Source organism: Leucobacter sp. UCD-THU, assembly GCF_000349545.1.
GTDB classification, from domain to species: domain Bacteria; phylum Actinomycetota; class Actinomycetes; order Actinomycetales; family Microbacteriaceae; genus Leucobacter; species Leucobacter muris.
Map to the genome: position 1 here is coordinate 183,423 of NZ_KB714601.1, position 25,393 is coordinate 208,815.

The 25,393-nt window shown below is 73.0% G+C and carries 22 protein-coding genes; 3 read left to right on the forward strand and 19 right to left on the reverse strand.

Translation table 11 applies throughout. The features are described from left to right. Nucleotides 1-220: 220 nt before the first annotated feature. From H490_RS21930 to hemE, 6 genes are read right to left on the reverse strand one after another with little or no spacing between them, the layout of a single operon-like run. On the reverse strand, nt 221-1,552 hold the full coding sequence (locus H490_RS21930; RefSeq protein ID WP_031289872.1) for a glutamate-1-semialdehyde 2,1-aminomutase: 1,332 nt from the start codon (nt 1,550-1,552) through the stop codon (nt 221-223). Beyond that, on the reverse strand, nt 1,549-2,520 hold the full coding sequence (gene hemB, locus H490_RS21935; protein WP_017883594.1) for a porphobilinogen synthase: 972 nt from the start codon (nt 2,518-2,520) through the stop codon (nt 1,549-1,551). The genes H490_RS21930 and hemB overlap by 4 nt, the downstream gene beginning before the upstream one ends. Beyond that, the gene (locus H490_RS21940) at nt 2,517-3,473 is read right to left on the reverse strand and encodes a uroporphyrinogen-III synthase (RefSeq protein ID WP_017883595.1); all 957 of its coding nucleotides are present in this window, start codon (nt 3,471-3,473) and stop codon (nt 2,517-2,519) included. The genes hemB and H490_RS21940 overlap by 4 nt, the downstream gene beginning before the upstream one ends. Next, complete coding sequence (gene hemC, locus H490_RS21945) at nt 3,470-4,537, reverse strand: hydroxymethylbilane synthase (RefSeq protein WP_017883596.1); 1,068 nt, start codon at nt 4,535-4,537, stop codon at nt 3,470-3,472. Before hemC ends, H490_RS21940 begins: the two co-directional genes overlap by 4 nt. Then, complete coding sequence (locus tag H490_RS21950; RefSeq protein ID WP_017883597.1) at nt 4,534-6,033, reverse strand: protoporphyrinogen/coproporphyrinogen oxidase; 1,500 nt, start codon at nt 6,031-6,033, stop codon at nt 4,534-4,536. The genes hemC and H490_RS21950 overlap by 4 nt, the downstream gene beginning before the upstream one ends. Further along, nucleotides 6,023-7,141, reverse strand: a complete 1,119-nt coding sequence (gene hemE / locus H490_RS21955) for a uroporphyrinogen decarboxylase (RefSeq protein WP_031289874.1) — start codon at nt 7,139-7,141, stop codon at nt 6,023-6,025. Before hemE ends, H490_RS21950 begins: the two co-directional genes overlap by 11 nt. Before the next feature lie 115 nt (nt 7,142-7,256). On the opposite strand from hemE, the gene H490_RS21960 reads away from it, so the two are divergent. Further along, nucleotides 7,257-8,570 (forward strand): glutamyl-tRNA reductase, encoded by a 1,314-nt coding sequence (locus H490_RS21960; RefSeq protein WP_017883599.1) that lies wholly within the window; start codon nt 7,257-7,259, stop codon nt 8,568-8,570. 147 nt (nt 8,571-8,717) lie between these two features. On the opposite strand, the gene H490_RS21965 is transcribed toward H490_RS21960, so the two are convergent. The 6 genes from H490_RS21965 to H490_RS21990 form a co-directional block, all read right to left on the reverse strand. Next, on the reverse strand, nt 8,718-9,476 hold the full coding sequence (locus tag H490_RS21965; protein WP_031289876.1) for an ABC transporter ATP-binding protein: 759 nt from the start codon (nt 9,474-9,476) through the stop codon (nt 8,718-8,720). An 89-nt stretch (nt 9,477-9,565) separates the two neighbouring features. After that, the gene (locus H490_RS21970; protein ID WP_031289877.1) at nt 9,566-10,597 is read right to left on the reverse strand and encodes an iron chelate uptake ABC transporter family permease subunit; all 1,032 of its coding nucleotides are present in this window, start codon (nt 10,595-10,597) and stop codon (nt 9,566-9,568) included. Between the two features lie 2 nt (nt 10,598-10,599). Further along, entirely contained in the window at nt 10,600-11,757 is a 1,158-nt protein-coding gene (locus H490_RS21975; protein WP_238560316.1) for an ABC transporter permease, read from the reverse strand. Next, on the reverse strand, nt 11,754-12,755 hold the full coding sequence (locus H490_RS21980) for a siderophore ABC transporter substrate-binding protein (RefSeq protein WP_017883603.1): 1,002 nt from the start codon (nt 12,753-12,755) through the stop codon (nt 11,754-11,756). Before H490_RS21980 ends, H490_RS21975 begins: the two co-directional genes overlap by 4 nt. A 173-nt stretch (nt 12,756-12,928) precedes the next feature. After that, complete coding sequence (locus H490_RS21985; RefSeq protein ID WP_017883604.1) at nt 12,929-13,405, reverse strand: GNAT family N-acetyltransferase; 477 nt, start codon at nt 13,403-13,405, stop codon at nt 12,929-12,931. A gap of 23 nt (nt 13,406-13,428) precedes the next feature. Further along, nucleotides 13,429-14,439, reverse strand: a complete 1,011-nt coding sequence (locus H490_RS21990) for a hypothetical protein (RefSeq protein WP_031289879.1) — start codon at nt 14,437-14,439, stop codon at nt 13,429-13,431. A gap of 161 nt (nt 14,440-14,600) precedes the next feature. Here H490_RS21990 and purL point away from each other — a divergent pair, with 161 nt between their 5' ends. Both purL and H490_RS22000 read left to right on the forward strand, forming a co-directional pair. After that, a complete protein-coding gene (gene purL, locus H490_RS21995) occupies nt 14,601-16,934 on the forward strand; it encodes a phosphoribosylformylglycinamidine synthase subunit PurL (RefSeq protein WP_017883605.1) in 2,334 nt (777 codons plus the stop codon). A 182-nt stretch (nt 16,935-17,116) separates the two neighbouring features. Next, nucleotides 17,117-17,632 carry a hypothetical protein gene (locus tag H490_RS22000; RefSeq protein WP_152424216.1) on the forward strand — a complete coding sequence of 172 codons (516 nt, stop codon included), beginning with the start codon at nt 17,117-17,119 and terminating at the stop codon, nt 17,630-17,632. Between the two features lie 34 nt (nt 17,633-17,666). On the opposite strand, the gene tmk is transcribed toward H490_RS22000, so the two are convergent. The 7 genes from tmk to H490_RS22035 form a co-directional block, all read right to left on the reverse strand. Further along, complete coding sequence (gene tmk, locus H490_RS22005; protein ID WP_017883607.1) at nt 17,667-18,299, reverse strand: dTMP kinase; 633 nt, start codon at nt 18,297-18,299, stop codon at nt 17,667-17,669. A gap of 217 nt (nt 18,300-18,516) precedes the next feature. Further along, on the reverse strand, nt 18,517-21,351 hold the full coding sequence (topA, locus tag H490_RS22010; protein ID WP_017883608.1) for a type I DNA topoisomerase: 2,835 nt from the start codon (nt 21,349-21,351) through the stop codon (nt 18,517-18,519). A gap of 203 nt (nt 21,352-21,554) precedes the next feature. After that, nucleotides 21,555-22,349: a M23 family metallopeptidase gene (locus H490_RS22015; protein ID WP_017883609.1), complete on the reverse strand. Its 795-nt coding sequence runs from the start codon at nt 22,347-22,349 to the stop codon at nt 21,555-21,557. Next, entirely contained in the window at nt 22,346-22,795 is a 450-nt protein-coding gene (locus tag H490_RS22020; RefSeq protein ID WP_017883610.1) for a TadE/TadG family type IV pilus assembly protein, read from the reverse strand. Before H490_RS22020 ends, H490_RS22015 begins: the two co-directional genes overlap by 4 nt. Beyond that, nucleotides 22,773-23,072, reverse strand: a complete 300-nt coding sequence (locus H490_RS32655) for a DUF4244 domain-containing protein (RefSeq protein ID WP_017883611.1) — start codon at nt 23,070-23,072, stop codon at nt 22,773-22,775. The genes H490_RS22020 and H490_RS32655 overlap by 23 nt, the downstream gene beginning before the upstream one ends. 164 nt (nt 23,073-23,236) lie before the next feature. Continuing rightward, nucleotides 23,237-24,319, reverse strand: coding sequence for a type II secretion system F family protein (locus H490_RS22030; protein ID WP_017883612.1), 1,083 nt, complete (start codon nt 24,317-24,319; stop codon nt 23,237-23,239). Beyond that, complete coding sequence (locus H490_RS22035) at nt 24,316-25,317, reverse strand: CpaF family protein (protein ID WP_017883613.1); 1,002 nt, start codon at nt 25,315-25,317, stop codon at nt 24,316-24,318. The genes H490_RS22030 and H490_RS22035 overlap by 4 nt, the downstream gene beginning before the upstream one ends. Nucleotides 25,318-25,393: the final 76 nt, after the last annotated feature.

A 25,393-nucleotide genomic window follows, 5' to 3' on the forward strand; every position in this document is an offset into this window, starting at 1 on the left:
CCGAGGCGCCGTCACAGCGGCAGCCCACGGAGCGAAGCGCGGGGTGGCGTGTGTAGCAACACACTGCGGTGAGGGGTGGAGGATCGTGCGATCCTCCACCCCTCGCCGTTTTGGAGGCCGACCTCTGGATATGGGATCTGCCGAAGATCGGGCGGATCCGGGCCGAAATCCCATATCTCCGGCAGATCCCATATCCACGGCAGGGCCAACCCTGCGACCGCTACGCGGGCCCGGCCTCGGCTGCGGCCCGCGCAGCCGCCGGCAGCGCTTCGATCACCCGCGAGATCGCGGCGTCGTCGTGGGCGGCCGTGACGAACCACGCCTCGAAGGCGCTCGGCGGCAGGTTGATCCCCGCGCCGAGCATCGCGTGGAAGAACGCCCGGTGGCGCTGCGTCTGCTGCCGCTGCACGGCGGCGTAGTCGAGGGGCGCCTCGGGAAATTCTCCGAAGAGCACGCTGAACAGCGATCCCGCGCGCTGCACGCGGTGCGGCACGCCGGCTGCGGAGAGCGCCGCGGCGACCTCGCTCGAGATCTCGTCGGCGGCGCGGCCGAGCGCCGCGTAGGCGGGCACGTCGGCGTGGCGCAGCGTCGTGAGGCCGGCGGCGACGGCGAGCGGGTTGCCCGAGAGCGTTCCGGCCTGGTACACCGGCCCGAGGGGCGCGAGCAGATCCATGATCTCGGCCCGCCCGCCGAGCGCGGCGAGCGGCAGTCCGCCGCCCACCACCTTGCCGAAGGTGAAGAGGTCCGGCACGAGCCCGGCGGCCACGCGGGCCTGCTCGATGCCCCAGTACCCCGAGGGGCCGGCCCGGAAGCCGGTGAGCACCTCGTCGAGGATCACGAGCGCGCCGTGCCGGTGCGCGAGACCGATCATGAAGTCGGTGAAGCCCGGCTCGGGCGGCAGCACCCCCATGTTCGCGGCCGCGGCCTCGGCGATCACCGCGGCGATGCGGTCGCCGTGCTCGGCGAACGCCGCGGCGAGTGCGGCCCGGTCGTTGTAGGGCAGCACGAGCGTCTGGGCCGCGGTCTCGGCGGTCACCCCCGCGGAGCCGGGCATCGCGAGCGTCGCCAGGCCGGAGCCGGCCTCGGCGAGCAGGCCGTCGGAGTGGCCGTGGTAGTGGCCTGCGAACTTGACGACGAGCGGCCGGCCCGTGGCGCCGCGGGCGAGCCGGATCGCGGTCATGGTCGCCTCGGTGCCGGTGGAGACGAGACGCAGGCGCTCGACCTCGGGCACGCGGACGATGATCTCCTCGGCGAGCTCGGCCTCTTCGGGCACCGAGGCGCCGAACCCGAGCCCTCTCGCCGCCGCGGCCTGCACGGCCTCGACCACGGCGGGGTGCGCGTGCCCCAGCAGGGCGGGCCCCCACGAGGCGACGAGGTCGACGTACTCGGTGCCGTCGGCGTCGGTGACGTACGGCCCGCGGCCCGCGACGAGGAAGCGGGGCGTGCCGCCGACGGAGCCGAACGCCCGCACCGGGGAGTTCACGCCGCCGGGGATCACGCGGGACGCGCGCTCGGCGAGCTGCGCGCTGCGGTCGGTCGATCCGGAGCTCATCGCAGCCACCCCGCGAGCTCGACGGCGAAGTAGCTCAGGATCGCATCGGCCCCCGCGCGCTTGATGCCGATCACCGACTCCTCGATGGTGCGGCGCCGGTCGATCCACCCGTTCGCCGCTGCGGCTTCGATCATCGCGGCCTCGCCCGACACCTGGTAGGCCCACACGGGCACGGGGCTCGCCGAAGCGACGTCGGCGAGCACGTCGAGGTAGCTCATCGCCGGTTTCACCATGACGACGTCGGCGCCCTCGGCGATGTCGAGCTCGGCCTCGCGCAGCCCCTCCCGCCGGTTCGCGGGATCCTGCTGGTAGGTGCGGCGGTCGCCCGACAGCTGCGAGTCGACGGCCTCGCGGAAGGGCCCGTAGAACGCGGAGGCGTACTTGGCGGAGTAGCCGAGGATCGCGGTGCCCTGGTGTCCGGCGGCGTCGAGCGCGTCGCGCACGGCGGCGACCTGGCCGTCCATCATGCCCGAGAGCCCGAGCAGCGCCGATCCGGCCTCCGCCTGCGCGAGCGCCATCGCGCGGTAGCGGTCGAGTGTGGTGTCGTTGTCGACCTCGCCGTGCGCGTCGAGCACCCCGCAGTGGCCGTGGTCGGTGAACTCGTCGAGGCAGAGGTCGGTCTGCACCACGAGCGCGTCGCCGACCTCTGCGGCGACGGCCCGGGTCGCGACGTTGAGGATGCCCCGGGGGTCGTCGGCGGCGCTGCCGCGAGCGTCGCGGACGGCCGGCACGCCGAACAGCATGATGCCCCCGATACCGGACTCGGCCGCCTCGACCGCGGCGCGGCGCAGGGAGTCGAGGGTGTGCTGCAGCACGCCCGGCATAGCGGAGATCTCGCGGGGTTCGCCGAGTCCCTCGCGCACGAAGGCGGGCAGGATCAGCTCGGCCGGGTGCAGCCGATGCTCCGCGGTGAGCCTGCGCATGGCGGGGGTGGTGCGCAGACGGCGGGGGCGGACTGTGGGGATCATGCGGAACTTCCTTCCGGGTGGTGCGGGGATTCGGAGCGGTCTGGGAGGCCGACGGCGCGTGCGGGCCCGGGGTCTACGGGGTCGGGGCCGGCCGGCTGCGCGGGCGCGGAGTCGCGGGCGAGAGTCGCGGCGAGGGTGTCGAGCAGTCCGGTCGAGGTGTGCCGGGGCGAGACGGCGTCGGCGCTCAGCCCGTGATCGGCGAGCGCCCGGGCCGTCGGCTGACCGATCGCGACGAGTCGTGTGCTCTCGGGGAGCGGCGAGAAGCGGCGGGCCGCCTCGGCCGCGCCGGAGCCGCTCATCACGAGGATCGCGTCGACGCCGCCGGCTCGCACCTGCGCCTCGAGCCGCGGATCCCGTGCGGCGGGGATGGTGCGGTACGCCGTGACCCGCTCGGCCGTGTGCCCCGCCGCGGCGAGCGCGCGCTCGAGCTCATCGCCCGCGATCTCGGAGAGCGGCAGCAGCACCCGCTGCGCGGGGGCGCCCGGGCCGACTGGACCGGAGCCGGAGCCTGCTGGGCCGGAGCCGGAGCCGAACGTCGCGAGCAGCGCCTCGGCGAGCCCGGTCGCGGAGAAGTCGTGCTCGGGCCGCGCATCGACCGTGAAGCCGCGCTCGCGCAACGCTTCGGCGGTGGCGGGGCCGACCGCGGCGACGCTCCCCGCGCTGGGGCGCGCACCGGCGTCGGCGACGGCGTGCGCCCCGTTCGCGCTCGTGATCGCGAGCCAGTCGTAGCCGCCGCGGTTCCAGCGCTCGACGGCCGCCGCGAGCGCGGCGGGATGCTCGGGAGCGGCGGTCACGGTGAGCGGGGCGATCATGGGGATCCCGCCGCGCTCGCGGATCTCGGCCGCCAGCCGCTCTCCGGCTTCGCCGCCGCGCGGCACGAGGATGCGGCACCCGGCGAGATCGCGCTCATCGGGTCGGTGTCCGGGCTGGTGATCGGGGCGGCGGAGGGTCACCGGGGCCCTCCGGGGCGCGAACCTCCGGGGTGCTCCGCGCCCGGTGCGGTACCCGCGCGCGGGGCGATCATCGCGGCTCCCTGGTCGAAGAGGCTCTGGGCGACGAGCCTGCCGAGGCGCTCCGGGATGCGCCGGTGCCCGGGATCCGCGGCGTCCCAGGGCAGTGCGTCCTCCGTGACGATCCGCTGGGCGCCGTCGAGGCTCGTCACCTCGGCGCGCAGCGCGAGGCGGCCGCTCTCCACGCGGGCGGTCGCCCCGACGGGGGCCGCGCACCCCGCCTCGAGCGTCGCCAACACGGCGCGCTCGGCGAGAGCGCTGGCGTGCGACTCGGCGTCGTCCAGGGCGGCGAGCGCTCCGGCGTAGGGTTCGCGGGCGAGGTCGTCGGCGCGCACCTCGACGGCGAGCGCACCCTGCCCGGGGGCGGCGGGCGCCTCGGCGAGCGGGAACCGCTCGGTGATGGCGGTCTGGCGCCCCAGCCGGTCGAGGCCGGCGCAGGCCAGCACGACCGCGTCGAGGTCGGCGCCGACCCGAGCGAGACGGGTGTCGACGTTGCCGCGCAGATCGACGACTTCGAGGTCGGATCTCCGCGCGCGGAGCTGCGCGGCTCGGCGCGGCGATCCGGTGCCGACGCGTGCGCCCGCCGGCAGCGCCTCGAGGGTCAGACCGTCCCGGGCGCAGAGCGCGTCGCGGGCGTCGGCCCGCGGGGGGATGGCGCCGATCTCGATACCGGGGCAGGGGCCCGTCGGCAGATCCTTCAGCGAGTGCACGGCGAGGTCGCACTCGCCGGCGAGCAGCGCGTCCCGCAGCGCGCTCACGAAGACGCCGGTGCCTCCGAGTTGAGCCAGCGAGGCCCGGGAGACGTCGCCCTGGGTCGTGACGATGACGAGCACCGCTTCGAGGCCCGTGGCCGCGGATACGGCTCGCGCGACGGTCGTGCACTGCGCGACGGCGAGCGCGCTGCCTCGGGTGCCGATGCGGATGAGGCCGGGTGCGGCCGCGACGGGCGCGTCGGATCGGCGTACGCGCGGCGCCTGCGCATCGGCGGCGGTCGTGCGTGCGGTCATCTGGGGCCTCCTTCGGGGTGCGGGGCTGGGACGTGCGCGGGCGCAGCGGGAGTGGGAGCGGGGCGCAGGATGCGCCGGGCGGCCGCGCGGGCGGCCGGGATGACGGAGGCGAGACCCGTGCCGCCGACCCAGTCCCCGGCGAATGCGACGCCGGGCGGCTCGGACAGGCCCGTGCGGTCGCTGCCGGTGGCGGCCGACGCTCGGACGGATCCGTTGTCCCACTCTCGGCGGAGCATACCGCGCACGGATGCCGGGTCGAGCTCCATTCCCAGGATGCGTGAGGCGTCCCGCAGCGCGAGCGCGAGCACCTCCTCGTCCGGCAGCCCGGCGGTCTCGGGGGCGCTGCCCAGGCGCCCGTAGGAGAGCCGCAGCAGGTGCCGGCCCGGCCCGAGCGATGCGGCACGCGCGGGCCACTTCGCGGTGACGTGGGTCAGGGCCTTCGCGCGGATGCGGGGGACGGCGTCGGCGGCCACCAGCGCGCCCGTGCCGCGGGGAGCCGCGTCGAGGCGCGGATCGTCGATCGCGAGTGCGACGATCTCGATGCGCGCCTCCGGCTCCGCGTCGGGGGCGCCGAGCATCTGCCGGGCCGCGCGCTCCGGAACCGCGAGGATCGCGGCGTCCGCGAGGGCCTCGGTCTCCGCGTCATCGGCGGCGGGGCCGGCGGTGGAACGTGCGGCGGCGAGGATCCGGATCCCGTCCGCCTCCCCGCGCTCCACCCGCCGCACTCGAGCGCTCGTGCGCACCTCGACGCCCAAGCGCTCGAGTTCATCGGCGAGCGCGTCGACGAGCTCGCCCATGCCGTCTCGGAGTCCGGCGACGGCTCCGCCCGCCGCGGCGCGGCTGTCGCGCAGCTCGCGGGCGGCTGAGATGAGCGTTCCGCGGCGCTCGAAGGCCTCGGCGAGGCCGGGCACCGCCTCGACCGGCAGATCGGCGGGGTCGGCGGAGTGCACCCCGAGCACCACCGGGCGTACGAGCCGGTCGAGCACGCGCGAGCCGAGCCGCGCGCGCACGAGGCGCGCGAGCGTCGCTCCGCGGCCGCCCGATCGGGGCAGCAGCGGTTCGAGGGCGGCCCGCAGCGACCCGCCGATGCCGAGCGCGCGCACGGCGTCGCGGGCGAGCGGCGCGGCGGGGATGCCGACCGTGCCCGCGGCCGGCAGCGGCATCGCGCCGTCGTCGGCGACCACCCATGAGCCGAGCGGCGCAGGGTTCACGATCTGACCGTCGAGGCCGAGCTCGGTCAGCAGCTCGGCGACGGCGCCGCCCCGCGTCGCGAACGCCTCGGCTCCGATGTCGAGCGGCACGTCGGCGACGTTCTCGCGGCGCACGCGGCCGCCGAGGCGATCCCGCTCCTCGTAGAGCACGACGCGGGCTCCCGCGAGCGCGAGCTCCCGAGCCGCGGTGAGCCCCGAGACGCCGCCGCCCACGACGGCGACGGCGATCCCGTCGGCGCGACGGCGGAGGCCGCCCGGCGCGTCACCGGATCCGTCAGCGCGCATGCGCGAGCTCCACGATGCGCGTGAGCACGCCGGGGTCGGTCTCGGGCGGGACGCCGTGCCCGAGGTTCAGCACGTGCGCCGGAGCACGCGATCCTCGTCGCAGCACGTCGTCGAGGTGGGCTTCGAGCCGTGGGGGCGGCGCCCCGAGGTAGGCGGGATCGAGGTTGCCCTGCAGCGGCACGGCGTCGCCCAGTCGGCGGCTCGCCTCGTCGAGCGGCGTGCGCCAGTCGACGCCGAGCGCGCCGGCCCCGATCGCGGCGAGCTCTTCGAGCAGGTGCCCCGAGCCCACGGCGAAGTGGATCGTCGGCACCGTCTCGTCGCGCGCCGCGTAGCCCTCGCGCAGCGGGTGCCGGTACGCGCGGCCGCGCACGGCGTCGAGCGTGCGGCGGGAGGCGGGGGCCACGTGCTCCCGGTAGTCCGCAGCGCTGAGCGAGCCGGCCCACGAGTCGAAGAGCTGCACCGCGCTCGCCCCCGCGTCGACCTGCCCCTCGAGGAAGACGCCGCTCAGCTCGGCCGTCCATTCGAGCAGCTCGCGCCAGACCCGCGGTTCGGCGTGCATGAGCGTGCGGGCCCGCAGATGATCGCGTGATGGGCCGCCCTCCACGAGGTAGGCCGCCAGCGTGAACGGGGCTCCCGCGAAGCCGATGAGCGGCGTGCCGCCGAGCTGGGCGACCGTCAGTCGCACGGCCTCGCGCACCGGGTCGAGGGCTTCCCGCAGGCGGTCCGCGGTGAACTCTGCGCGGCAGCGCGCCACGTCCGCGGCGGTGCGCACGGGCTCGGCGAACACCGGGCCGCGCCCGGCGACCAGGTCGACCTCGACGCCGGCGAGCTTCATCGGCACGACGATGTCGCTGAAGAACACGGCGGCGTCGACTCCGTGCCGCCGCACGGGCTGCAGCGTGATCTCGCTCGCGAGTTCGGGATTCACGCAGGCGTCGAGCATACGGTGGTCTGCGCGGATGCTTCGGTATTCGGGCAGAGACCGGCCCGCCTGGCGCATGAACCAGACGGGCGTGCGCTCCGGCCGGTGGCCGTGGAGGGCGCGGACCAGGGGGGCGTCGCTCGTGCGACCGTCGACGAGCGGGTGCGAAGCTGGGAGTGAGTTCATCGGTCGAGATGCTAGCTTATAGATCTGATGTGAAACATCAGATCTACTCAGCTTGGCGTGCCGCGCCCGGCAGACCTCCGAGCCCGATCCCGCCCAGAACACCTCCCGAGAACCCATGCTGCTCTGCCTCACCGTCGATCATCGAAACGCCGACCTGGCGCTGCTCGAGCGGATCGAGCGACGCACCGACACGGTGACCGCCGCGCTCAGCGACCCCGAGCTCGCCCGCGGCGCCGTCGTGCTCGCGACGTGCAACCGCTTCGAGGCCTACCTCGACGCTCCGGGGCTCGCGCCGGAGCAGGCGCTCGACGGCCTCGCGCGGGCGGCCGACCTGGCGCCCGCGGAACTCGCCGCGTCGTGCTCGGTGCACCGGGGCGACGCCGTCGTCGAGCATCTCTTCGCGGTCTCGAGCGGCCTCGAATCGGTCTCGGTGGGCGAGGGCGAGATCACGGGGCAGGTGCGGCGCGCCATCGACGCCGCGCGCGCATCGGGACGGTCGAGCACCGAACTCGAGCGGCTCTTCCAGCAGGCCATGGTCGTCTCGAAGCGCATCAAGCACCGCACCGGCCTGCAGACCCAGGGCCGGTCGCTCGTGCAGCTCGCACTGACCATGGTCGACAGCCGCGTGGGCGACTGGCAGGCCGCCCGGGTGCTGCTGATCGGCACCGGCGCCTACGCGGGAGCGAGCCTCGCCGCGCTGCGCGCCCGCGGCGCGCGCAGCATCGGGGTCTACTCCCCCTCGGGCAGGGCACGCGCCTTCGCCGACTCGCACGGCATCCGACCGGTGGAGCACGACGCGCTCGACGCCGAGCTGTGCGACACCGACCTGGTGGTGGCCTGCAGCACCGTGCACGAGCCGCTGCTCACGCGCGAGCGCTTCGACGAGACCGTCACCGAGGGCAGCCCGCCGTTCTGCTCCCGCTTCGGCAGGATCGCTCCGCCCGCGCGCAACCGTACCCGGCCCCGGCTGCTCATCGACATGGGTCTCCCGCGCAACATCTCCACCGACGTCGCCGGCGTCGCCGGCGTCGAGCTGCTCGACCTCGAGACGATCGCGCTGCACGCACCCATCCCCGAACTCGGAGCCGAGCTCGAGGCCCGGGACATCGTGCGCACCGCCGCCGCCGAGTTCGCGGCTCTGCGCGCCGAGCGGGGCGCCGTGCCGGCTCTGCGCGAACTGCGGTCGTTCGTGAACGGGATCCTCGAAGAGGAGATCGCGAGGATCCGGGATCGCGAGGCCGTGGACTCGAACAGCGCGGGCGTCGCGGCTGAGACCGAGGCCGCCCTGCGCCACCTCGCGGGGCGTCTGCTGCACCGGCCGACGGTGCGCCTCCGCGAGCTGGCCCGGGAGGGGCGCGCCGCCGAAGGGGTCGCCGCCGTCGCCGCGCTTCTCGGCGAGGAACCGGCACGCGGCGGACCAGGATCCTGATCCCGCATCTCGGACCGCGCCGATCCTGCGGATCCGACGGCAGCGCCACGGTCCGAAACATCGGCGCACCCCGCGGCACGGGCCGAGCCCCGCGGCCGCACCCGTGTGCCGAGCCCCGGGCCCGCACCCGCCGGCAGCGTCGGCGGCCTACGGCCGGTAGTAGACCGCGACGCGGTGCCCGCCGTGCTCGACCACGTCGACGGGGGTCTCGAAGACGCGCTCCAGCACCTCCGACGTGATGATCTCGTCGGGCGTGCCCGAGGCGACGACGCGCCCCTCGGCGAGCGCGACGATCCGGTCGGCGTAGGCGGCCGCGAAGTTCACGTCGTGGATCACCAGCACCACGGTCTTGCCGAGCGCGTCGGCGGCCGCGCGCACCTGCCCCATCATGCTCACCGCGTGCCGCATGTCGAGCCCCGTCAGCGGCTCGTCGAGCAGCACGAAGTCGGTGTCCTGCGCGAGCACCATGGCCACGAAGGCGCGCTGGCGCTGACCGCCGGACAGCTCGTCGATGAACCGGTGCTCGAACCCAGCCAGGTCGAGGAATGCGATGGCGGCGTGGATCGCACGCTGATCGGTCTCGGTGAGCCGGCCCGCCGAGTGCGGGAAGCGCCCGAAGGTGACGAGCTGCTGCACGGTGAGGCGCGCCATGAAGTGGTTCTCCTGCTTGAGGATCGACACCACCTGTGCGAGCTGCTTCGACTTGGCCGTGCGCACGTCGAGGCCGCCCACGCTCACGCGCCCGCTGTCCGGCTCGAGCAGTCGTCCGATGATGGTCAGCATGGTCGACTTGCCGGCCCCGTTCGGGCCGATGAGCGCGGTCACGCCGCCCCGCTCGATGCTGAGATCGACGGGGCCGAGCACCCGATGGCCGGAATAGGTCTTCTCGACGCCGCGCAGCTCGATGCCCGCGACCGAGCGCGGCGGCCCGTCAGGTGCGGCGGCGCTCCTAGCGTCGGCCGGGGCTGCCGCCCCGGCTCCGATGTGTGCGTCGGTCAACGCATCCCCTTTCTCAGCAGGACGATGAGGAACAGCAGGCCGCCCGCGAACTCGATGATCACGGTCACGAGGCCGGCCGCGGCGAACAGGTGCCTGAGCACGAAGGTCGCTCCGAGCAGCGTGACGAGCCCGATGCCGATGGCGAGCGGGATCGTCTCGGCGTGCGAGTCGCCCCGGGCGAACTGGTACGCGAGGGTCGCGACCAGGAAGCCGTAGAAGGTCATGGGCCCGACCATCGTGGCCGACACCGAGACCAGCACCGCCACGAGCACGAGCACGGTGACCACCTCGCGCCGGTAGTTCACGCCCAGCCCGACGGCGACGTCGCGGCCCAGGGCCACGACGTCGTAGGTGCGCCGGCGCAGCCACACGAACACGAGGATCGCGCAGACGATGGCGCCCGCGATCGGCAGGTAGTCGGGGTTACCCTTGCTGATGCTGCCGAAGAGGCGAGCGCTCAGCACGTCGAACTCGCTCGGGGTGAGCGTGCGCTGCATGAAGGTCGACACCGACCCGAAGCCGATCCCGAGCACCACGCCGACGAGCAGCAGCAGGTGCAGGTTCGCGCGCGTCCCCGAGAACAGCCATCCGTACAGCAGGGTGGCGAACAGCACCATCAGCACGCTCTGGGCGATGATCTTCGGGATCCCCTCCATGCTCGCGGCCGTCGTGCCGAAGACGAAGACGAGCGCCGTCTGGGTGAGCACGTAGAGCGCGTCGAACCCCAGGATCGAGGGGGTGAGGATGCGGTTCGAGGTGGCCGTGTGGAAGAGCACGGTGGCGAGCGCCTGGGCGACGGCGACGAAGGCGATCGTGCCGAGCGACGTGAGGCGCGACTGCACGATGACCCAGAACCCCGAGCTGCCCGCGGGCGCCGGATTGCCGTAGACGAGGATCGCGACGGCGAAGGCCGCCGCAGCCGCGAACACGACGACGACGGGGAGCGCGTCGCGCCAGCGCGAGGAACGCGACGACGGCGCGAGCGGGGGCTCCCCCGTGCTCGCGAGCCTGACGATGCTGCTCTCCATGATCACCTCTCCCGCTGCCGCAGCAGGAGCGTGACGAACACGACGGCGCCCACGAGGCCGAGCACCATCGAGACCGGGATCTCGAACGGCATGATGATGAGGCGGCCGATGATGTCGCAGACCACCACGAGCGCGATCCCGCCCAGGCACACCCAGGGCAGATTGCTGCGCACGTTGTCGCCGCGGATCATCGAGACGATGTTCGGCACGACGAGACCCAGCAGGGGCAGGAAGCCGACGACCACCGTGGTGACGCCCGCGGCGACCGCCACGAGCGCCGTGCCGCCGATCAGGATCGCCTCGTAGCGCACGCCCACGCTCGTCGCCACGTCCTTGCCGAGCCCCGCGACGGTGATGCGATCCGCCATGAGGAAGACCAGGATCGTGACGACCGCGACCACCCACAGCACCTCGTAGCGGCCGCGCACCACGGCGGTGAAGCTGCCCATGAACCACGTGCCGAGCATCTGCAGCAGGTTGAACTGCGCGGCGAGGAAGGTGGTGAGCGAGCTCACGATCGCGCCGAGCATGATGCCGATGAGGGGCACGACGAGCGTGGTGCGGATCACGATGCGTCGCAGGATCAGCATGAACAGCATCGCACCGACGAAGGCGAAGCAGCTCCCGATCACCATCTTGCCGACGAGCCCGAGCCCCGGCAGCAGCAGCGCCGAGAGCAGCAGTCCGAGCGCCGCCCACTCGGTCGTGCCCGAGGTGGTGGCGTCGACGAAGCGGTTCTGGGTGAGCATCTGCATCACGAGGCCGCTCGTGGCCATCGCGGCGCCCGCGAGCACGAGCGCGAGGGTGCGGGGCACGCGGGTGATCCAGAACATCTCCGAGCCGAAGTCGTTGCCCGTGATGTCGTAGACGCCGATCGCGAGCGACGCGGCGAGCAGACCGAGCACGACGACCGCCGCGACGACGAGCAGCCAGGGGCGCCGCCTCGGCGGGGCGAGCTCGGGGGCCACGGGCCGCGTGCCGCCGATCACCGCCGTGCCACCGGCCTCGGCGCCGGCGGGGGCCGAGGCGGTGCCGGCGGTCGCGGCGGCGGTCGCGGTGCCGGCGGTCGCGGTGCGGCGGACGCGGCGAGCGGGGCGCCCGTTCTCGCGAACGGGCGCCCCGCTGTCGGGCCCCTCGGGGGTCATGGCCGAGCGGCTCATGCGGCGGAGAATGCCTCCTGGAGCTGCGTGAACAGCTTCGTGTAGGCCTGGACGCCCTCGGTCAGGTAGAAGTTCGGATCGAGCACCACGATGCGGTCCTGCTGCACGGCGGGCACGTTCTGCAGCGCCTCGGAGTTCTTGATGAGCTCGTCGGCGGGAGCCGAACCGGCCTCGCGCTCCTCGGGAGCGAACGCGGCGTCGCGGTCGAGCGCCACGATCCAGTCGGGGTTCGAGTCGGCGATCGCCTCGACGCTGATGTCGTCGCCCTGGTGGTCGTCGGTCGCGCCCTCGACCTCGAGCGCGGGCTTCCAGCCGAGCGCCGGGAACACCGGGCCGAGGCCGCGGCCCACGACGGGCGCGAGGTAGCCGATCTGGCCGGCCGAGGTGTTGACGGCCATGACGGTGTCGGTGCCGTTGTAGGCCTCCTTCGCACCGGCGATCGCCTCGTCGAGGCCCTCGTTCAGCTCGGTCGCCTCGTCCTCGTGGTCGAAGATCTGGCCGAGGATCTCGGTCTGGCGCTTGAGCTCGTCGAACTCGTCCTCATCGTCGCGGGGAGAGATCTCGATGACCACCGCGTCGGGGTTCTGCTGCTTGATCTGGTCGTAATAGTCGCCGAAGCGGTAGCCGCCGATGATGAGGTCGGGCTGCTCCGCGACGATCACCTCGAGGTTCGGCTCGCGGTGGTTGCCGACGTTGGCGACCTCGGGGTCGTCGATGTAGTCGGGCCACACCGAGCCCATGACGTCCTTCGGCACAGCCGCGAGCTCGACGTCCCACTCGTCGAGGGTGTCGAAGATCGTGTTGTCGAGCGCGACGACGGTCTCGGGGTTGACCGGAACCTCGACCTCGCCGTGGTTGTCGGTGATGGTGACGGTGGTGGCGTCGGCCGACTCCGCGGGCTCCTCGCCTGCGGGGGCGCTCGATGCGCAAGCCGAGAGGACGAGTGCGGCGCCCAGGGTCAGCGCGACTGCTGCGCTACGGGTGGTGCGGATGGACACTGGTGTTCTCCTGAGGTTGGGCTGGCAAAAAGAAAGCACCGACGCGGTGCGCGCATCGATGCTTCGCGATCCCGGGCGACGCGATCACGACCCCCCGGAACCTCTGAGTAAGCCTATACATACATTCATCTGATGTTCAACCCGATTTCGGTTCAGCGTCACGGAAGCCCAGATCAGACGGGCAAAGCGTAGACCATCAAGAGCCTCCGCTCGCCCATCGCGATGAAGTCCCGCTCACGCTCGCGCACCCGCTCGAACCCCAAGCGCTCGTAGAGCCGCTGAGCGGCCACCATCTGAGAGGCCGTGTGCAGCACCAGCCGGCTCACCCCGCGCTCCCGGGCGAGCCCCGCGCAGTGCCGCACGAGCAGTTCGCCGATCCCCCGGCCCCGCGCCTCCCGGGCGACGCCGAGCAGCCGCAGATCCATCTCGTCGGCCTCGCTGTCGCGCTGCAGGCGTCGCCCCGGATGCGGGGTCGTCACACTGCCGAGCACTGCACCGCTTCCCTGATCAGCGGCAACCCACAGCTGCGCCGTCTCGGCCCGGCCGCGCACGTCCGCGATCTCGTCGAGGTAGGCGGGATCGAGTCGGTAGTCCCCTCCGTAGGCCGCCCGCATCAGCTCACCCGTCGCGTCGATCTCGTCGACGCGCATCCTGCGGACCTCTACGCCCGCGGTCACCCCCGGGGCGGCTGGAGCGCGGAGAAGTCGGGCTGGCCGTCCGGGCCCGCGGGAAGCGGACGCCCGTCGGGGAAGGTCGGCCAGGGCAGCAGCTGCTGCGGGTGCTCGACCGCAGGCGCCTGCGGCGCGGGCTGCGGCGCGAGCTGCGGCTGGGCGGGTGCGGGCGAGGGGCGGAGCGGCTGCGGGGCCGCCGCGGGGGCGCTGCCCCGAGCGGCGCGCGCGGCTTCACGAGCGGCCGAGCCGTACGACCAGCGCAGCAGCAGCGTGATCGAGAGGCCGAGAGCGGTGAGGATCAGCAGCGCGGTCGCGATCTTCCAGTACAGATCCGGGATGTGCAGATCGAAGGCCTCGATGCCGACCGGAGCGGTGAAGAGGATCCCCGAGAGCACCGCGAGCACGCTCGTCACGAACGCGAACCGCGTCACGACCGCGGGCAGCTTCGCGCCCATGCCCAGCAGCAGCTGGCAGCACAGGATCACGAGCCTCGTGACGAGGATCACGAACACCGACTTCCAGAAGATCTCGAGCATGAGTCCGAACGACGCGTACGGCGTCATCCAGATCACGATGAGCAGCAGCCCCAGGATGTAGGCGTTCGCGATGAGCGCGACGGGCGCGTACCACTCCGACTTCTGCTCGCGCCGCGTGTCGAGGGCGGTGAACAGCACGAACACCGCGAAGAGCGCGAACGTCGAGAACACGCGCTCGAACTTGCCCTCGAAGTCGCCGATGAACAGCAGCGAGATCGACGCCACCGTGAGGCCCGCGAGCAGGATGATGCTGACCTTCAGAAAGGTCGAGAGCCCCTCGCCGGACGCCTCGGGCTTGGCGGCCCGCTTGCGCTTCTTCGCCGGTGCCGCCTGCGGAGCGCGCGCCGCAGCGGCGCTCTCACCCGCACCGCTCTGCCACGAGAAGGCCTCCTGCCGGCCGCCCTGCTGCGACGCCTCCGGCGCGGGCTGCGACGCCTGCGGGTTCGGACGGGGTGCGTTCGTGTTCGGATCGCTCATGCTCCAAGTCTTGCGCGTTCCCCTGTGAAACGGCAACCGTGGCGTCATTCTCGCGACTCCGACCCCTCGAGGCGGCCCCGCACGGGGCGGGATAGACTGGAGACTGCATGTTTCGGCTCGCGAGCCGATCCCGATCTCTCACTCACTGGAGCACACCGAGCGTGACCGACACCGCCGCCCCCACCCACGCCCCTCGCCCCGACACGGTGGCCGACGCGATCGCCACCCCTGAGAAGGAGCAGCCCTACGGCGCCCTCGGCCTCAAGCCCGACGAGTACGAGCGGATCCGCGAGATCCTCGGCCGCCGCCCCACCTCGGGCGAGCTCGCCATGTACTCGGTGATGTGGTCCGAGCACTGCTCCTACAAGTCGTCGAAGATGTACCTGCGCCAGTTCGGCAAGAAGGTCAACGACAAGATGCGCGAGCGCCTGCTCGTCGGCATGGGCGAGAACGCCGGCGTGATCGACATCGGCGAGGGCTGGGCCGTCACCTTCAAGGTCGAGAGCCACAACCACCCCTCGTACATCGAGCCCTTCCAGGGCGCGGCGACGGGCGTCGGCGGCATCATCCGCGACATCATCTCGATGGGCGCGCGCCCCGTCGCGGTGATGGACCAGCTGCGCTTCGGCGACATCGACGACCCCGACACCGCCCGCGTCGTGCACGGCGTCGTCTCCGGCATCTCCTCCTACGCGAACTGCCTCGGCCTGCCGAACCTCGGCGGAGAGACCGTGTTCGACCGGGTCTACCAGCAGAACCCCCTCGTCAACGCGCTCGGCGTCGGCGTGCTGCGGCACGAAGACCTGCACCTCGCCAACGCCTCCGGCACCGGCAACAAGGTCGTGCTCTTCGGCGCCCGCACCGGCGGCGACGGCATCGGCGGCGCCTCGATCCTCGCCTCCGACAGCTTCAGCGAGGGCGGCCCGACGAAGCGCCCGGCCGTGCAGGTCGGCGACCCCTTCGCCGAGAAGGTGCTCATCGAGTGCTGCCTCGAACTGTTCCGGGGCGAACTCGTCGAGGGCATCCAGGACCTCGGCGCGGCGGGCATCTCGTGCGCCACCTCCGAGCTCGCGGCCAACGGCGACGGCGGCATGTTCATCGAGCTCGACAGCGTGCTGCTGCGCGACCCCTCGCTCACCGCCGAGGAGATCCTCATGTCCGAGAGCCAGGAGCGCATGATGGCGGTCGTGGCCCCCGAGAAGCTCGACGCGTTCCTCGCCGTCACCGAGAAATGGGACGTCGAGACCAGCGTGCTCGGCGAGGTCACCGACAGCGGCCGCCTCGTCATCAACTGGCGCGGCGAGGAGATCATCAACGTCGACCCCCGCACCGTCGCCGTCGACGGCCCCGTCTACGAGCGCCCCGTCGCCTACCCGTCGTGGATCGACGAGCTGCAGGCCTCGGGCGTGCGCGCCTCCGGCCTCTCGCGCGCCGGGTCGGGCGACGAACTGCGCGAGCAGGTGCTCGCCGTGGCAGGCTCCCCCAACCAGGCCTCCGTCGACTGGATCACCAACCAGTACGACAAGTACGTGCTCGGCAACACCGCACTCTCCTTCCCCGACGGGGCGGGCATGATCCGGGTCGACGAGCAGACGGGCCTCGGCGTCGCGATCTCGACCGACGCCAATGGCCGCTACTGCCAGCTCGACCCCTACGTCGGCTCGCAGCTCGCCCTCGCCGAGGCCTACCGCAACGTGGCCGCCTCCGGCGCCGTGCCCACCGCGGTGACCGACTGCCTCAACTTCGGCAGCCCCGAGAACCCCGAGGTCATGTGGCAGTTCTCGCGCTCGGTCGAGGGTCTCTCCGACGCCTGCCTCGCGCTCGAAGTGCCCGTCACCGGCGGCAACGTGTCGCTCTACAACCAGACCGGCGACACCCCCATCCACCCCACGCCCGTCGTGGGGGTGCTCGGCATCATCGACGACGTCGCCCGCCGAGTTCCGAGCGGCTGGCAGGATCAGGGCGAGCACCTCTACCTGCTCGGCACCACCCGCGACGAGCTCGACGGCTCGGCCTGGGCCGAGGCCGTGCACCAGCACCTGGGCGGCCGGCCGCCCGTGGCGGTGCTCGACGACGAGCGCGCGCTCGCCGAGCTGCTGCACGCGGGCACGCAGGGCGGTCTGATCTCGGGCGCCGTCGACCTCTCCGAAGGCGGCCTCGCGCAGGCGCTCGCCGACGGCGCGCTGCGCTTCGGCGTGGGCGCGCGCGTCTGGATCGACGAGATCGTGTCGCGCGACGAGGTCGACGACACCGCCGCGCTCTTCTCGGAATCGCAGGCGCGCGTGCTCGTCGCGGTGCCCCACGAGGAGGAGGTGAAGTTCCGCGGCCTGTGCTCGGGCCGGGGCTTCCCCGTGCTGCGCATCGGCGTCACCGACGGCGTCGGGCCCGACGCCGTGATCGAGGTGCAGGATCGCTTCACGCTGCCGCTCGCCGAGCTGCGCGGCGCCTCGCAGGAGACCCTGCCGTCGCGCTTCGGCGCCGTCATCGCGGAGTGAACGGGGCGCCGCCGGCACGGGGCGCTGCGGATCGGGGCGCCGAGGGTCGGACGCCGCAGAGCTGGGCGCCGCAAGGCGGCGCCCAGCGAAGCGGCGCGCCTGACAAGCAGGGCTCCTGACGAGCGGGGCTCCTGATGAGCGGAGTCTCGCCGAACCGCATCCCCGCTTGTTAGGGTGAGATCATGTCTCTCCGATGGGGGCGGCCGACCGTGATGCTCGCCGCGATCGCACTCGCCGCATCGGGGTGCGCGCAATCCGGGGGCGAAGGCGTCGATCGGACGGGGGCCGAACTCACCACCCCGATCGTCTTCGCCGCGGTTGCGAGCGTCGACGAGGGGGCGTGCCCCGCGGACCGGCCGAACACCTACGAATCACGCCTCAGCGGGGCGCAGTGCGTTGTCATCGACCCCGATGCGGTCGTCGAGGCCGAGAGCGGCAGCGTCGCGCTCGTCGCGGCGAGCGAGCAGACTCCCGATGTGCCGCAGTCGATCGAGCTCGTGCTCGAGGACGCCTCCTCGGAACGGCTCCGGGAACTCACGGCGGCACTCGCCGAGCAGTCGTCACCGCGCAATCTGCTGGTGATCGCGGTGGAGGGCGAGGTCGTGGCGATGCCCGCGGTCATGGACGAGCTCACCGGCCGAACCGTCAGCATCTCCGGCGACCGCCTCACAGCGCTCTACGACAGGCTCACCGCCTGACGGCCCGCGCACGCGCACCGCTCGGGGCCGGGCTCTACAGGGCGGTGAGCAGGGGCGCCACGCGCGCGATGACCGCGGCGTTCAGATCCTCGGGCGGCTGGGCGGCGTCGAGCACGAGGAAGCGGTGCGGATCGGCCTCCGCGAGCTCCAGGAACCCGGCTCGGACGGCCCGGTGGAAGTCATCGGCCTCGGACTCGAGCCGGTCGGTGCCTCCGCGCGATTCGAGTCGCGCGGCCGCGTCTGCCGGGTCGAGGTCGAGCAGCACGGTGAGCGCCGGGCGCAGCCCCTCGGTCGCCCACTCGCTGATCCGACGCACGTCGACGACGTCGAGCACGCGGCCCGCGCCCTGGTACGCGAGCGAGGAGTCGATGTAGCGGTCCTGCACCACCACGGCGCCGCGCTCGAGCGCCGGACGCACCACTCTCGCGACGTGCTGCGCACGATCCGCGGCGTAGAGCAGCGCCTCGGCCCGCGGATCGACCTCGCCGACCTCCTCGCCGCCGTGCAGCAGCAGCCGGCGTATCTCGACGCCGAGTCGTGTGCCCCCCGGCTCGCGGGTGCGCACGACCTCGTGCCCGCGCGCTTCGAGCCAGGCGCCGAGCAGTTCGGCCTGCGTGCTCTTGCCGGCGCCGTCGCCGCCCTCGAGGGTGATGAAGATTCCGCTCATGGTTCCACTCTTCCACTCCTCGGCGCCCGGCGCGAACCCCGCGCCCTGGCCCTGCTCTCGCGGAGGCCGCTCCTCTGCACGGAACGCCCGGCTCCGCCACCGGCCTCGAGAGGCGGAAATCGCATGCCTCCCCTGGTCATCGCGTGCGTTTTCCGCCTCTCGACGGGCCCCGCACGGGCCCGGACCCGAAGCCCCGGGCGGCCTCGGGCGGGATCGGCTACTGCGCCTGGGCGGCCTTCTTCGCGGCGTTCGCCTTGCGCGTCTCGGCGGCCTTCTTCGCGGCGGCCGACCGAGCCGGGTCGACGGCCTTCTTCGCGGCGCTCTTCTTGGCCGCGGGCTTCTTGGCCGTCGTCGTTTTCGCTCCCGAAGCCGCGGTCTTCTTCGCCGCCGTCTTGCGCGCCGGGGCCTTCTTCTTGGCGGGGCCCTTGGCCCGCTTGATGGCGAGCAGTTCGGTCGCGCGCTCGAAGGTGATGTCATCGACGCTGTCGCCGCGCGGGATCGTCGCGTTGGTCTCACCATCGGTCACGTAGGGCCCGAAGCGGCCGTCGCGCACGCGCACCGGCTTGCCGCTCACGGGGTCGGCGTCGAACTCCTTGAGCGCGCTGGAGGCCCGGCGCGCTCCGTACTTGGGCTGCGCGAACAGCTCTTGCGCACCGGCGAGGTCGATCGAGAAGATGGCGTCCTCGCTGGGCAGCGTGCGGGTGTCGGCGCCCTTCTTGAGGTACGGGCCGTAGCGGCCGTTCTGCGCGGTGATGTCGGCGCCCGACTCGGGATCCTGCCCCACGGTGCGGGGCAGTTCGAGCAGCGCGACGGCGGTGTCGAGATCGACGGTCGCCGGGTCCATGCTCTTGAAGAGCGACGCGGTGCGAGGCTTCTGACCCTTGGGCAGCTCTTCGCCGTCGTCGGGGAGTTCGGTGACGTAGGGCCCGAATCGGCCGTTCTTGGCGACGATGCGCTTACCGGTCTGAGGGTGCGTTCCGACGACCCGGTCTTCGGCGGGCTCGGCGTCGGCCAGTTCGTGGGCTTTCTCGGGGGTCAGCTCGTCGGGGGCCATGCCGTCGGGGATGTTGACGCTGCGCGGTTTGAGCGCGCCGTCGTCGCCGACCTCGCACTTCTCGTCGAAGACCTCGAGGTACGGGCCGTACTTGCCGTTGCGCAGCGAGATCTGGTCGTCGATCTTGATCGTGTTGATCGCGCGGGCGTCGATCTCGCCGAGGTTGTCGACGACGCCGCGCAGACCCGGGTGGGTCTCGGTGCCGAAGTAGAACTCGCCGAGCCACTTGCCGCGCGCGGCCTCGCCGGCGGCGATGCGGTCGAGGTCGTTCTCCATCTCGGCGGTGAAGTCGTAGTCGACGAGCTCGCTGAAGTGCTCCTCGAGCAGGCGCACGACCGAGAAGGCGATCCAGCTCGGAACGAGGGCCTGGCCCTTCTTCGTCACGTATCCGCGATCCATGATGGTGCTGATGATCGCGGCGTACGTCGAGGGTCGGCCGATGCCGAGCTCCTCGAGGCGCTTGGTGAGGCTCGCCTCGGTGTAGCGCGGGGGAGGGCTGGTCTCGTGCCCCTTGGCCTCGGGGTCGGCGACACCGAGACGCTGTCGTTCGGAGAGCTGCGGCAGCGACACGTTCTGCTCGGCGTCGCCGCGCTTCTCGTCGCGCCCCTCCTCGTAGGCGAGCAGAAAGCCGGGGAAGGTGATGACGGTGCCGCTGGCGGTGAACTCGAGCGCGGTGGGCGCGTTCGCGCCGGGCTCGGCCACCGAGGCGCCGACGGTGACGGTGTCGGTCGATCCCTTGGCGTCGGCCATCTGGCTCGCGACGGTGCGCTTCCAGATCAGCTCGTAGAGCGCATACTCGCCCTGGGTGAGCTTGCCCTTCAGCGAGCTGGGGCGCTGGAAGACGTCGCCGGCGGGCCGGATGGCCTCGTGCGCCTCCTGCGCGCCCTTCGACTTGCCCGTGAAGACGCGGGGCTTCTCGGGCAGCGTTTCGCCGCCGTAGAGCTCGGCCGCCTGCTTGCGGGCCGCCTGGATGGCCTGGCTCGACAGCGTCGGCGAGTCGGTGCGCATATAGGTGATGTAGCCGTTCTCGTAGAGCGACTGCGCGAACGACATGGTCTGGCGCGAGCTGTAGCGCAGCTTGCGCGAGGCCTCCTGCTGCAGGGTGGAGGTGGTGAAGGGCGCGGCGGGGCGCCGGGTGTGCGGCTTCGTCTCGATCGAGAGCACCGTCGCGGGGGTCTCGGGGGTGAGCAGCGCGGCGAGGCGCTCGGCGCGCTGCTGCTCGAGAGCGACGACGTTCGCCTTCAGCGCCCTGGCGGTGAGCTCGCCGTCATCGCCGAAGTCGCCGCCGGAGGCGAGACGCTGGTCGCCGAGGCGCACGAGCCGCGCCTCGAAGGCGGTGGGGTCGGCGGCGTCGGTTCCGGGGCGGAACGTGGCGGTGAGATCCCAGTACTCCGCGGAGCGGAACACCTGCCGCTCGCGCTCGCGGTCGACGACGAGGCGGGTCGCAGCCGACTGCACGCGGCCGGCCGACAGCTTGGGGGCGACCTTGCGCCACAGCACCGGCGAGATGTCGTAGCCGTAGAGGCGGTCGAGGATGCGACGGGTCTCCTGGGCGTCGACGAGCGAGATGTCGAGGTCGCGCGTGTTCTGCTTCGCCTGCTCGATGGCCTCGCGGGTGATCTCGTGGAAGACCATGCGGCGCACGGGCACCTTGGGCTTGAGCACCTCGAGCAGGTGCCACGCGATGGCCTCCCCCTCGCGGTCCTCATCGGTGGCGAGCCAGAGCTCGTCGGCTCCCTTCAGCGCCCGCTTGAGCTCGGAGACCGTCTTCTTCTTGTTGTCGTTGACCACGTAGTAGGGAGCGAAGTCGTTCTCGACGTCGACGGCGAACTTGCCGAAGGGGCCCTTCTTGAGCTCGCTCGGCAGCTCCGACGGTTCGGCGAGGTCGCGGATGTGGCCGACCGACGCGATGACCTCGTAGTCGTCGCCGAGGTAGGCGCCGATCGTGCGCGCCTTGGTCGGCGACTCGACGATCACGAGTTTCTTCGTACCCTCCACGGGTCTCCTTCGTTGCTCCGAGCTCACGGCTGGCGGGTCGCCTTCGCGGCGACTGACGGTTCATGCACCGACACGCGGTTCTGCACCGACACGATACACACTCTCGCGTAAGAAACCACTATCGGCGATTCCCGGCGATCCTCTATTCATACCACCGGCCCCGCGCGCCGAGCGCATCCCCATCATCCGATGATCCGGTGCGCTCAGGACCGCCCGAGGTAGGCGAACGGATCGATATCGGGGTAGGCGTTCGACGGCGACGAGGAGAGCGTGAAGTGGGTGTGAGGGCCCGAGGTGCAGCCGCTCATCCCGGCGCTCGCGACCCGCTGCCCCGCCCGCACCCGCTCGCCAGGTGCGACGCCGAAGCGCTGCGGCGAGCCCGGGGACACGTGGTTGTGGGAGCTGTAGATCGTGCGTCCCCCGACCTCGTGACGCATGAGCACGGTGTGGTTCGCGCCGCGCCACCACTCGGGCCTCGCGAGACACGCCTCGGGTACGCCTCCGCCGTCGGGCCCCGCTCGCACCACGACGCCCTCGTACGGTGCGTAGAGCGCGCCCTCGCCTGTCACCGCGAGATCGATGGAGAGGCCGTCGTGGAAGCCCTGCGAGATCGCCCGCAGGTCCGACGGCCAGGCCCAGCCGTTCGCACCGACCGCCCCGTCGGGTGCCGACGCCGCGCGGGGCAGCAGCCCCGCGCGCGCGACGGCGAGCGCACCGCCGAGCGGTGCCGGGACCCGCACCTCCACACGCGCTTCGGCGGTAGCGCTCGACACCTCGCACTCCGAGATCTCGCCCCTCGCCTCCACGACGACCCGCTGCGCCAGAGCGCAGGGCTCGCCGTCGATCCACCCGGACGCCGCGTCAGCAGCGGCGAGCGCGGCGGCGTCGGCCGCGCCCGCCGCTCGGTGCCCGGCTTCGAGCTGCGCGCTCGCCGCGATCACCGGGGGCCCGAGGCAGAGCGCGGCGGCGGCGCAGGCCAGCAGCGCGGGGGCGCTCACGGCGTGCCCTCGTGCTCGCCGCTCACCGCCGCGCAGGCCCGGCTCTCGATGCCGATCGCCGAGAGCATCCCGCCGCCGGGATGGGCCCCGAGGGTCACGCAGTGCAGCGGTCCGGTGCGCTCCCTCCGCACCGAAACGCCGGCCGCAGCGTCATCGAGCCGGGCGCGCGCCCGGTCCATGTCGCCCCGCGCCTCGAGCCGGGCCACCTCGGCCGCCAGCGTGACGAGCGTGATGCGGTGGGCCGCGATGAAGATGCCGCCGATCGCGAGACCGAGCACGACGAGCACCGCGGGCATCACCACGGCGAACTCGGCCGTGACGGTGCCGCGCTCGTCGCCGCGCAGCGATGCGAGCAGCTCGCGCGCCCGCGTGGGGCGGGCGCCCACGGCCGCGACGCGGGCGCCCACGGCCGCGACGCGGGCGCTAGCCGCCGGTGCCCAGGGCATTCTCGACCAGCTGCACGAGCATGGTGCGGATCTCATTCGAGCGCATGATCGCGACGAGGAGCCCAGCGAAGGCGACGGCTGCCATGATGACGACCGCGTACTCGGCGGTGATCGCCCCGCGATCGTCTTCGAGCAGCTCGCGCGCCGCGCCGCAGGCCGGTGCGGCGCGGTCGGCGTGCTCGGTGGACTCGAGGCTCCCCTCGGGCGGCGTCCGTCGAGCCGGCCGGTGCCGCACCGCGACGCCGCGGTCGGATACGAGTTCGAGTCTGGTCTTCATGGGGTTCTCCCTTCGTCGCGCACGGCCCGGCGGGTGCCGGTTCCCCCATCATGCGGTGTCGGAGGGAGGCGACCTCGCCGGAATGAGCGATCTGTGGAGAAGCGACGCCGGACAGCTTCGAATGGTCGCTTGTGAGCGGAGTGAACGGTGACGGTCGCGCCCGCTCACCCGCCCAGCATCGCGATGAGCACGGGTACGACCCCGAGCACGATGAAGGCGGGCAGCACGCACACCCCCAGCGGCACGAGCACCCGCACGCCCATGCGCTCCGCCTCCTGCTCCAGCTCGGCCTGCGCCCGGGTGCGCGCGGCCGCGGCCTCCTCCAGCAGCAGCGGTCGCAGCGGAGCGCCGGTACCGGTCGAGGCAGCGATGGTCGTCGCGAGCAGTTGCGAGCGTTCGAAGGCCGAGAAGGGCACCCACTCCGCACCGAACGCGTCGACGGCGTCGACGGTGCGCAGCAGCGCCGAGCCGGGCGGCGCCCCTCCCCCCAGCGCGATCCACGCGAGCTCGAGTTCGAGCCCGGCCACGCAGTCCTGCCGTTCGAGGTTTCGCAACAGCGCGCGGCACCAGGCGATCCCCGCGGTGAGCAGCAGCACTCCCGCCCCGAGCAGGGCCACGCCCAGCGGGCTCAGCAGCACCGGGACGGGGTCGAAGCCCAGCAGCGCACCGAGCAGCAGCGCGAGAGGCGGCAGCGCAGAGACGAGGCGCACCGTCGCGCGCGGGCCCGACAGCAGCACCGCTCGGCGCTCCCTCAACTGCTCCAGCGCCCGCAGCGCCGCACCGATGCGCTGCAGCGCCGGGGCCAGGGGCGCACCGCTCTGCTCGGCGAGCCGCCAGGCGATCGCGAGCACCCGCCACTCCGGCGCCGCGCATTCCGCGAGCGCCTCCGCTACGGGGGTTCCGGCCGCGATGCGCGCGGCGGCGCCCTCGAACTCGGTTCCGGCGGCACCCGGAGCGGAGGGGCCCCCGACATTCGCACGCGCCCGGGTGCCCGCCGCATCGGGAGGGACTCCTGCCGATGCGCGAGCGGCGCTCGACCGGCGAGGAGAGGCGCGCGGCAGGCGGGGAGACGCGCGCGCTTCCCATGCAAGTTCGGGAGACGAGCCCGCCTCCGCCGCGACCAGTTCGACCGAGCGGTTCGCCGTCACGCCTCCGCGCAGCAGCGACGCGCAGCGCAGCGCGACCGCCGCGGCGGTGCTCGCCCCGGTGACGCCTCCCTCGCCGCGGCCACGCACTCCGTCTCTCACAGCCGCACCTCCTCGATGCCGAGCAGCCCGTCGCGGTCGAGTCTCAGCCTGCCGACCGCCACCACGCGGTGACCGGAGCCGCCGCGCTCGAGGTGGATGACGCCGTGCAGCGCCGAGGCCGCCTGCCTGGCCAGCGCCCGCGGGTCGAGACCGGCGAGCGCCCCGAGAGCTTCGAGCCGGGCCGGCACGTGCGCGATCCGGCTCGCGTGCAGCGTGCCCGCGCTGCCGTCGTGCCCCGTGTTGAGCGCCGAGAGCAGCGTGGCCACCTCTGCGCCCCGGCACTCCCCCAGCACGATGCGGTCGGGGCGCATGCGCAGCGCCTCGCGCAGCAGGCGGTCGAGCGGCACCTCTCCGACGCCCTCGGCGCTCGATCGCCGCGCCTCGAGCGAGATCGCGTGGGGGTGTCGCAGCCGCAGCTCGGCGACGTCCTCGATCACTAGAATCCGCTCGGCGGGGCGGGCGAGGTCGAGCAGCGCCCCGAGCACCGTCGTCTTGCCGCTCCCCGTTCCGCCCGTCACCAGCAGGTTGCGCCGCGCGGCGACGGCGTCGCGCAGCGCGCGGGCCATCGCCTCGTCGCAGAGCCCGCCGCTCGCGAGCGCGTCGAAGCGCGGCGGCGAGATCCGCGGCACGCGGATCGACACCGCAGCGCCCTCCACCGCCACCGGCGGCAGCACGGCGTGCACCCGGATGCCGTCGCCGATCCGCACGTCGGCGCACGGGTGCAGCTCGTCGACGTGCCGCCCGCCAGCCGCGATCAGCTCGCATGCCAGGCGGTGCACGGCGTGCGGGGTCGCCCGCCACCCGACGACCGGTTGCAGCGCGCCGCTGCGGTCGATCCAGAGCCGCCCCTCGCCCGCGCGCACCTGCACCAGCAGGTCGCGCAGAGCCGGGTCGTCGAGCAGCGGCAGCAGCCCGCCGAGGGCCCGCCGCGCGGCGATCCCGAGCATCTGCGTGCGCGCGGGCGATGCGCTGAGCGCGAGGGCGGAATCGGCGGTCATGCCCCCACCCAAGCAGCATCCCGACCCTCCCGGGCCCGCGGGGGAGCGAATTGTGGACAAGCTGCGCAATCCATGC

Coding starts and splice junctions, on each gene's coding strand:
- H490_RS21930 (WP_031289872.1), bottom strand. CDS start 1,552: ATGAGCTCCGGATCGACCGACCGCAGCGCGCAGCTCGCCGAGCGCGCG.
- hemB (WP_017883594.1), bottom strand. CDS start 2,520: ATGATCCCCACAGTCCGCCCCCGCCGTCTGCGCACCACCCCCGCCATG.
- hemC (WP_017883596.1), bottom strand. CDS start 4,537: ATGACCGCACGCACGACCGCCGCCGATGCGCAGGCGCCGCGCGTACGC.
- H490_RS21950 (WP_017883597.1), bottom strand. CDS start 6,033: ATGCGCGCTGACGGATCCGGTGACGCGCCGGGCGGCCTCCGCCGTCGC.
- hemE (WP_031289874.1), bottom strand. CDS start 7,141: ATGAACTCACTCCCAGCTTCGCACCCGCTCGTCGACGGTCGCACGAGC.
- H490_RS21960 (WP_017883599.1), top strand. CDS start 7,257: ATGCTGCTCTGCCTCACCGTCGATCATCGAAACGCCGACCTGGCGCTG.
- H490_RS21970 (WP_031289877.1), bottom strand. CDS start 10,597: ATGGAGAGCAGCATCGTCAGGCTCGCGAGCACGGGGGAGCCCCCGCTC.
- H490_RS21975 (WP_238560316.1), bottom strand. CDS start 11,757: ATGAGCCGCTCGGCCATGACCCCCGAGGGGCCCGACAGCGGGGCGCCC.
- H490_RS21985 (WP_017883604.1), bottom strand. CDS start 13,405: ATGCGCGTCGACGAGATCGACGCGACGGGTGAGCTGATGCGGGCGGCC.
- H490_RS21990 (WP_031289879.1), bottom strand. CDS start 14,439: ATGAGCGATCCGAACACGAACGCACCCCGTCCGAACCCGCAGGCGTCG.
- H490_RS22000 (WP_152424216.1), top strand. CDS start 17,117: ATGTCTCTCCGATGGGGGCGGCCGACCGTGATGCTCGCCGCGATCGCA.
- tmk (WP_017883607.1), bottom strand. CDS start 18,299: ATGAGCGGAATCTTCATCACCCTCGAGGGCGGCGACGGCGCCGGCAAG.
- H490_RS22020 (WP_017883610.1), bottom strand. CDS start 22,795: ATGCCCTGGGCACCGGCGGCTAGCGCCCGCGTCGCGGCCGTGGGCGCC.
- H490_RS32655 (WP_017883611.1), bottom strand. CDS start 23,072: ATGAAGACCAGACTCGAACTCGTATCCGACCGCGGCGTCGCGGTGCGG.
- H490_RS22035 (WP_017883613.1), bottom strand. CDS start 25,317: ATGACCGCCGATTCCGCCCTCGCGCTCAGCGCATCGCCCGCGCGCACG.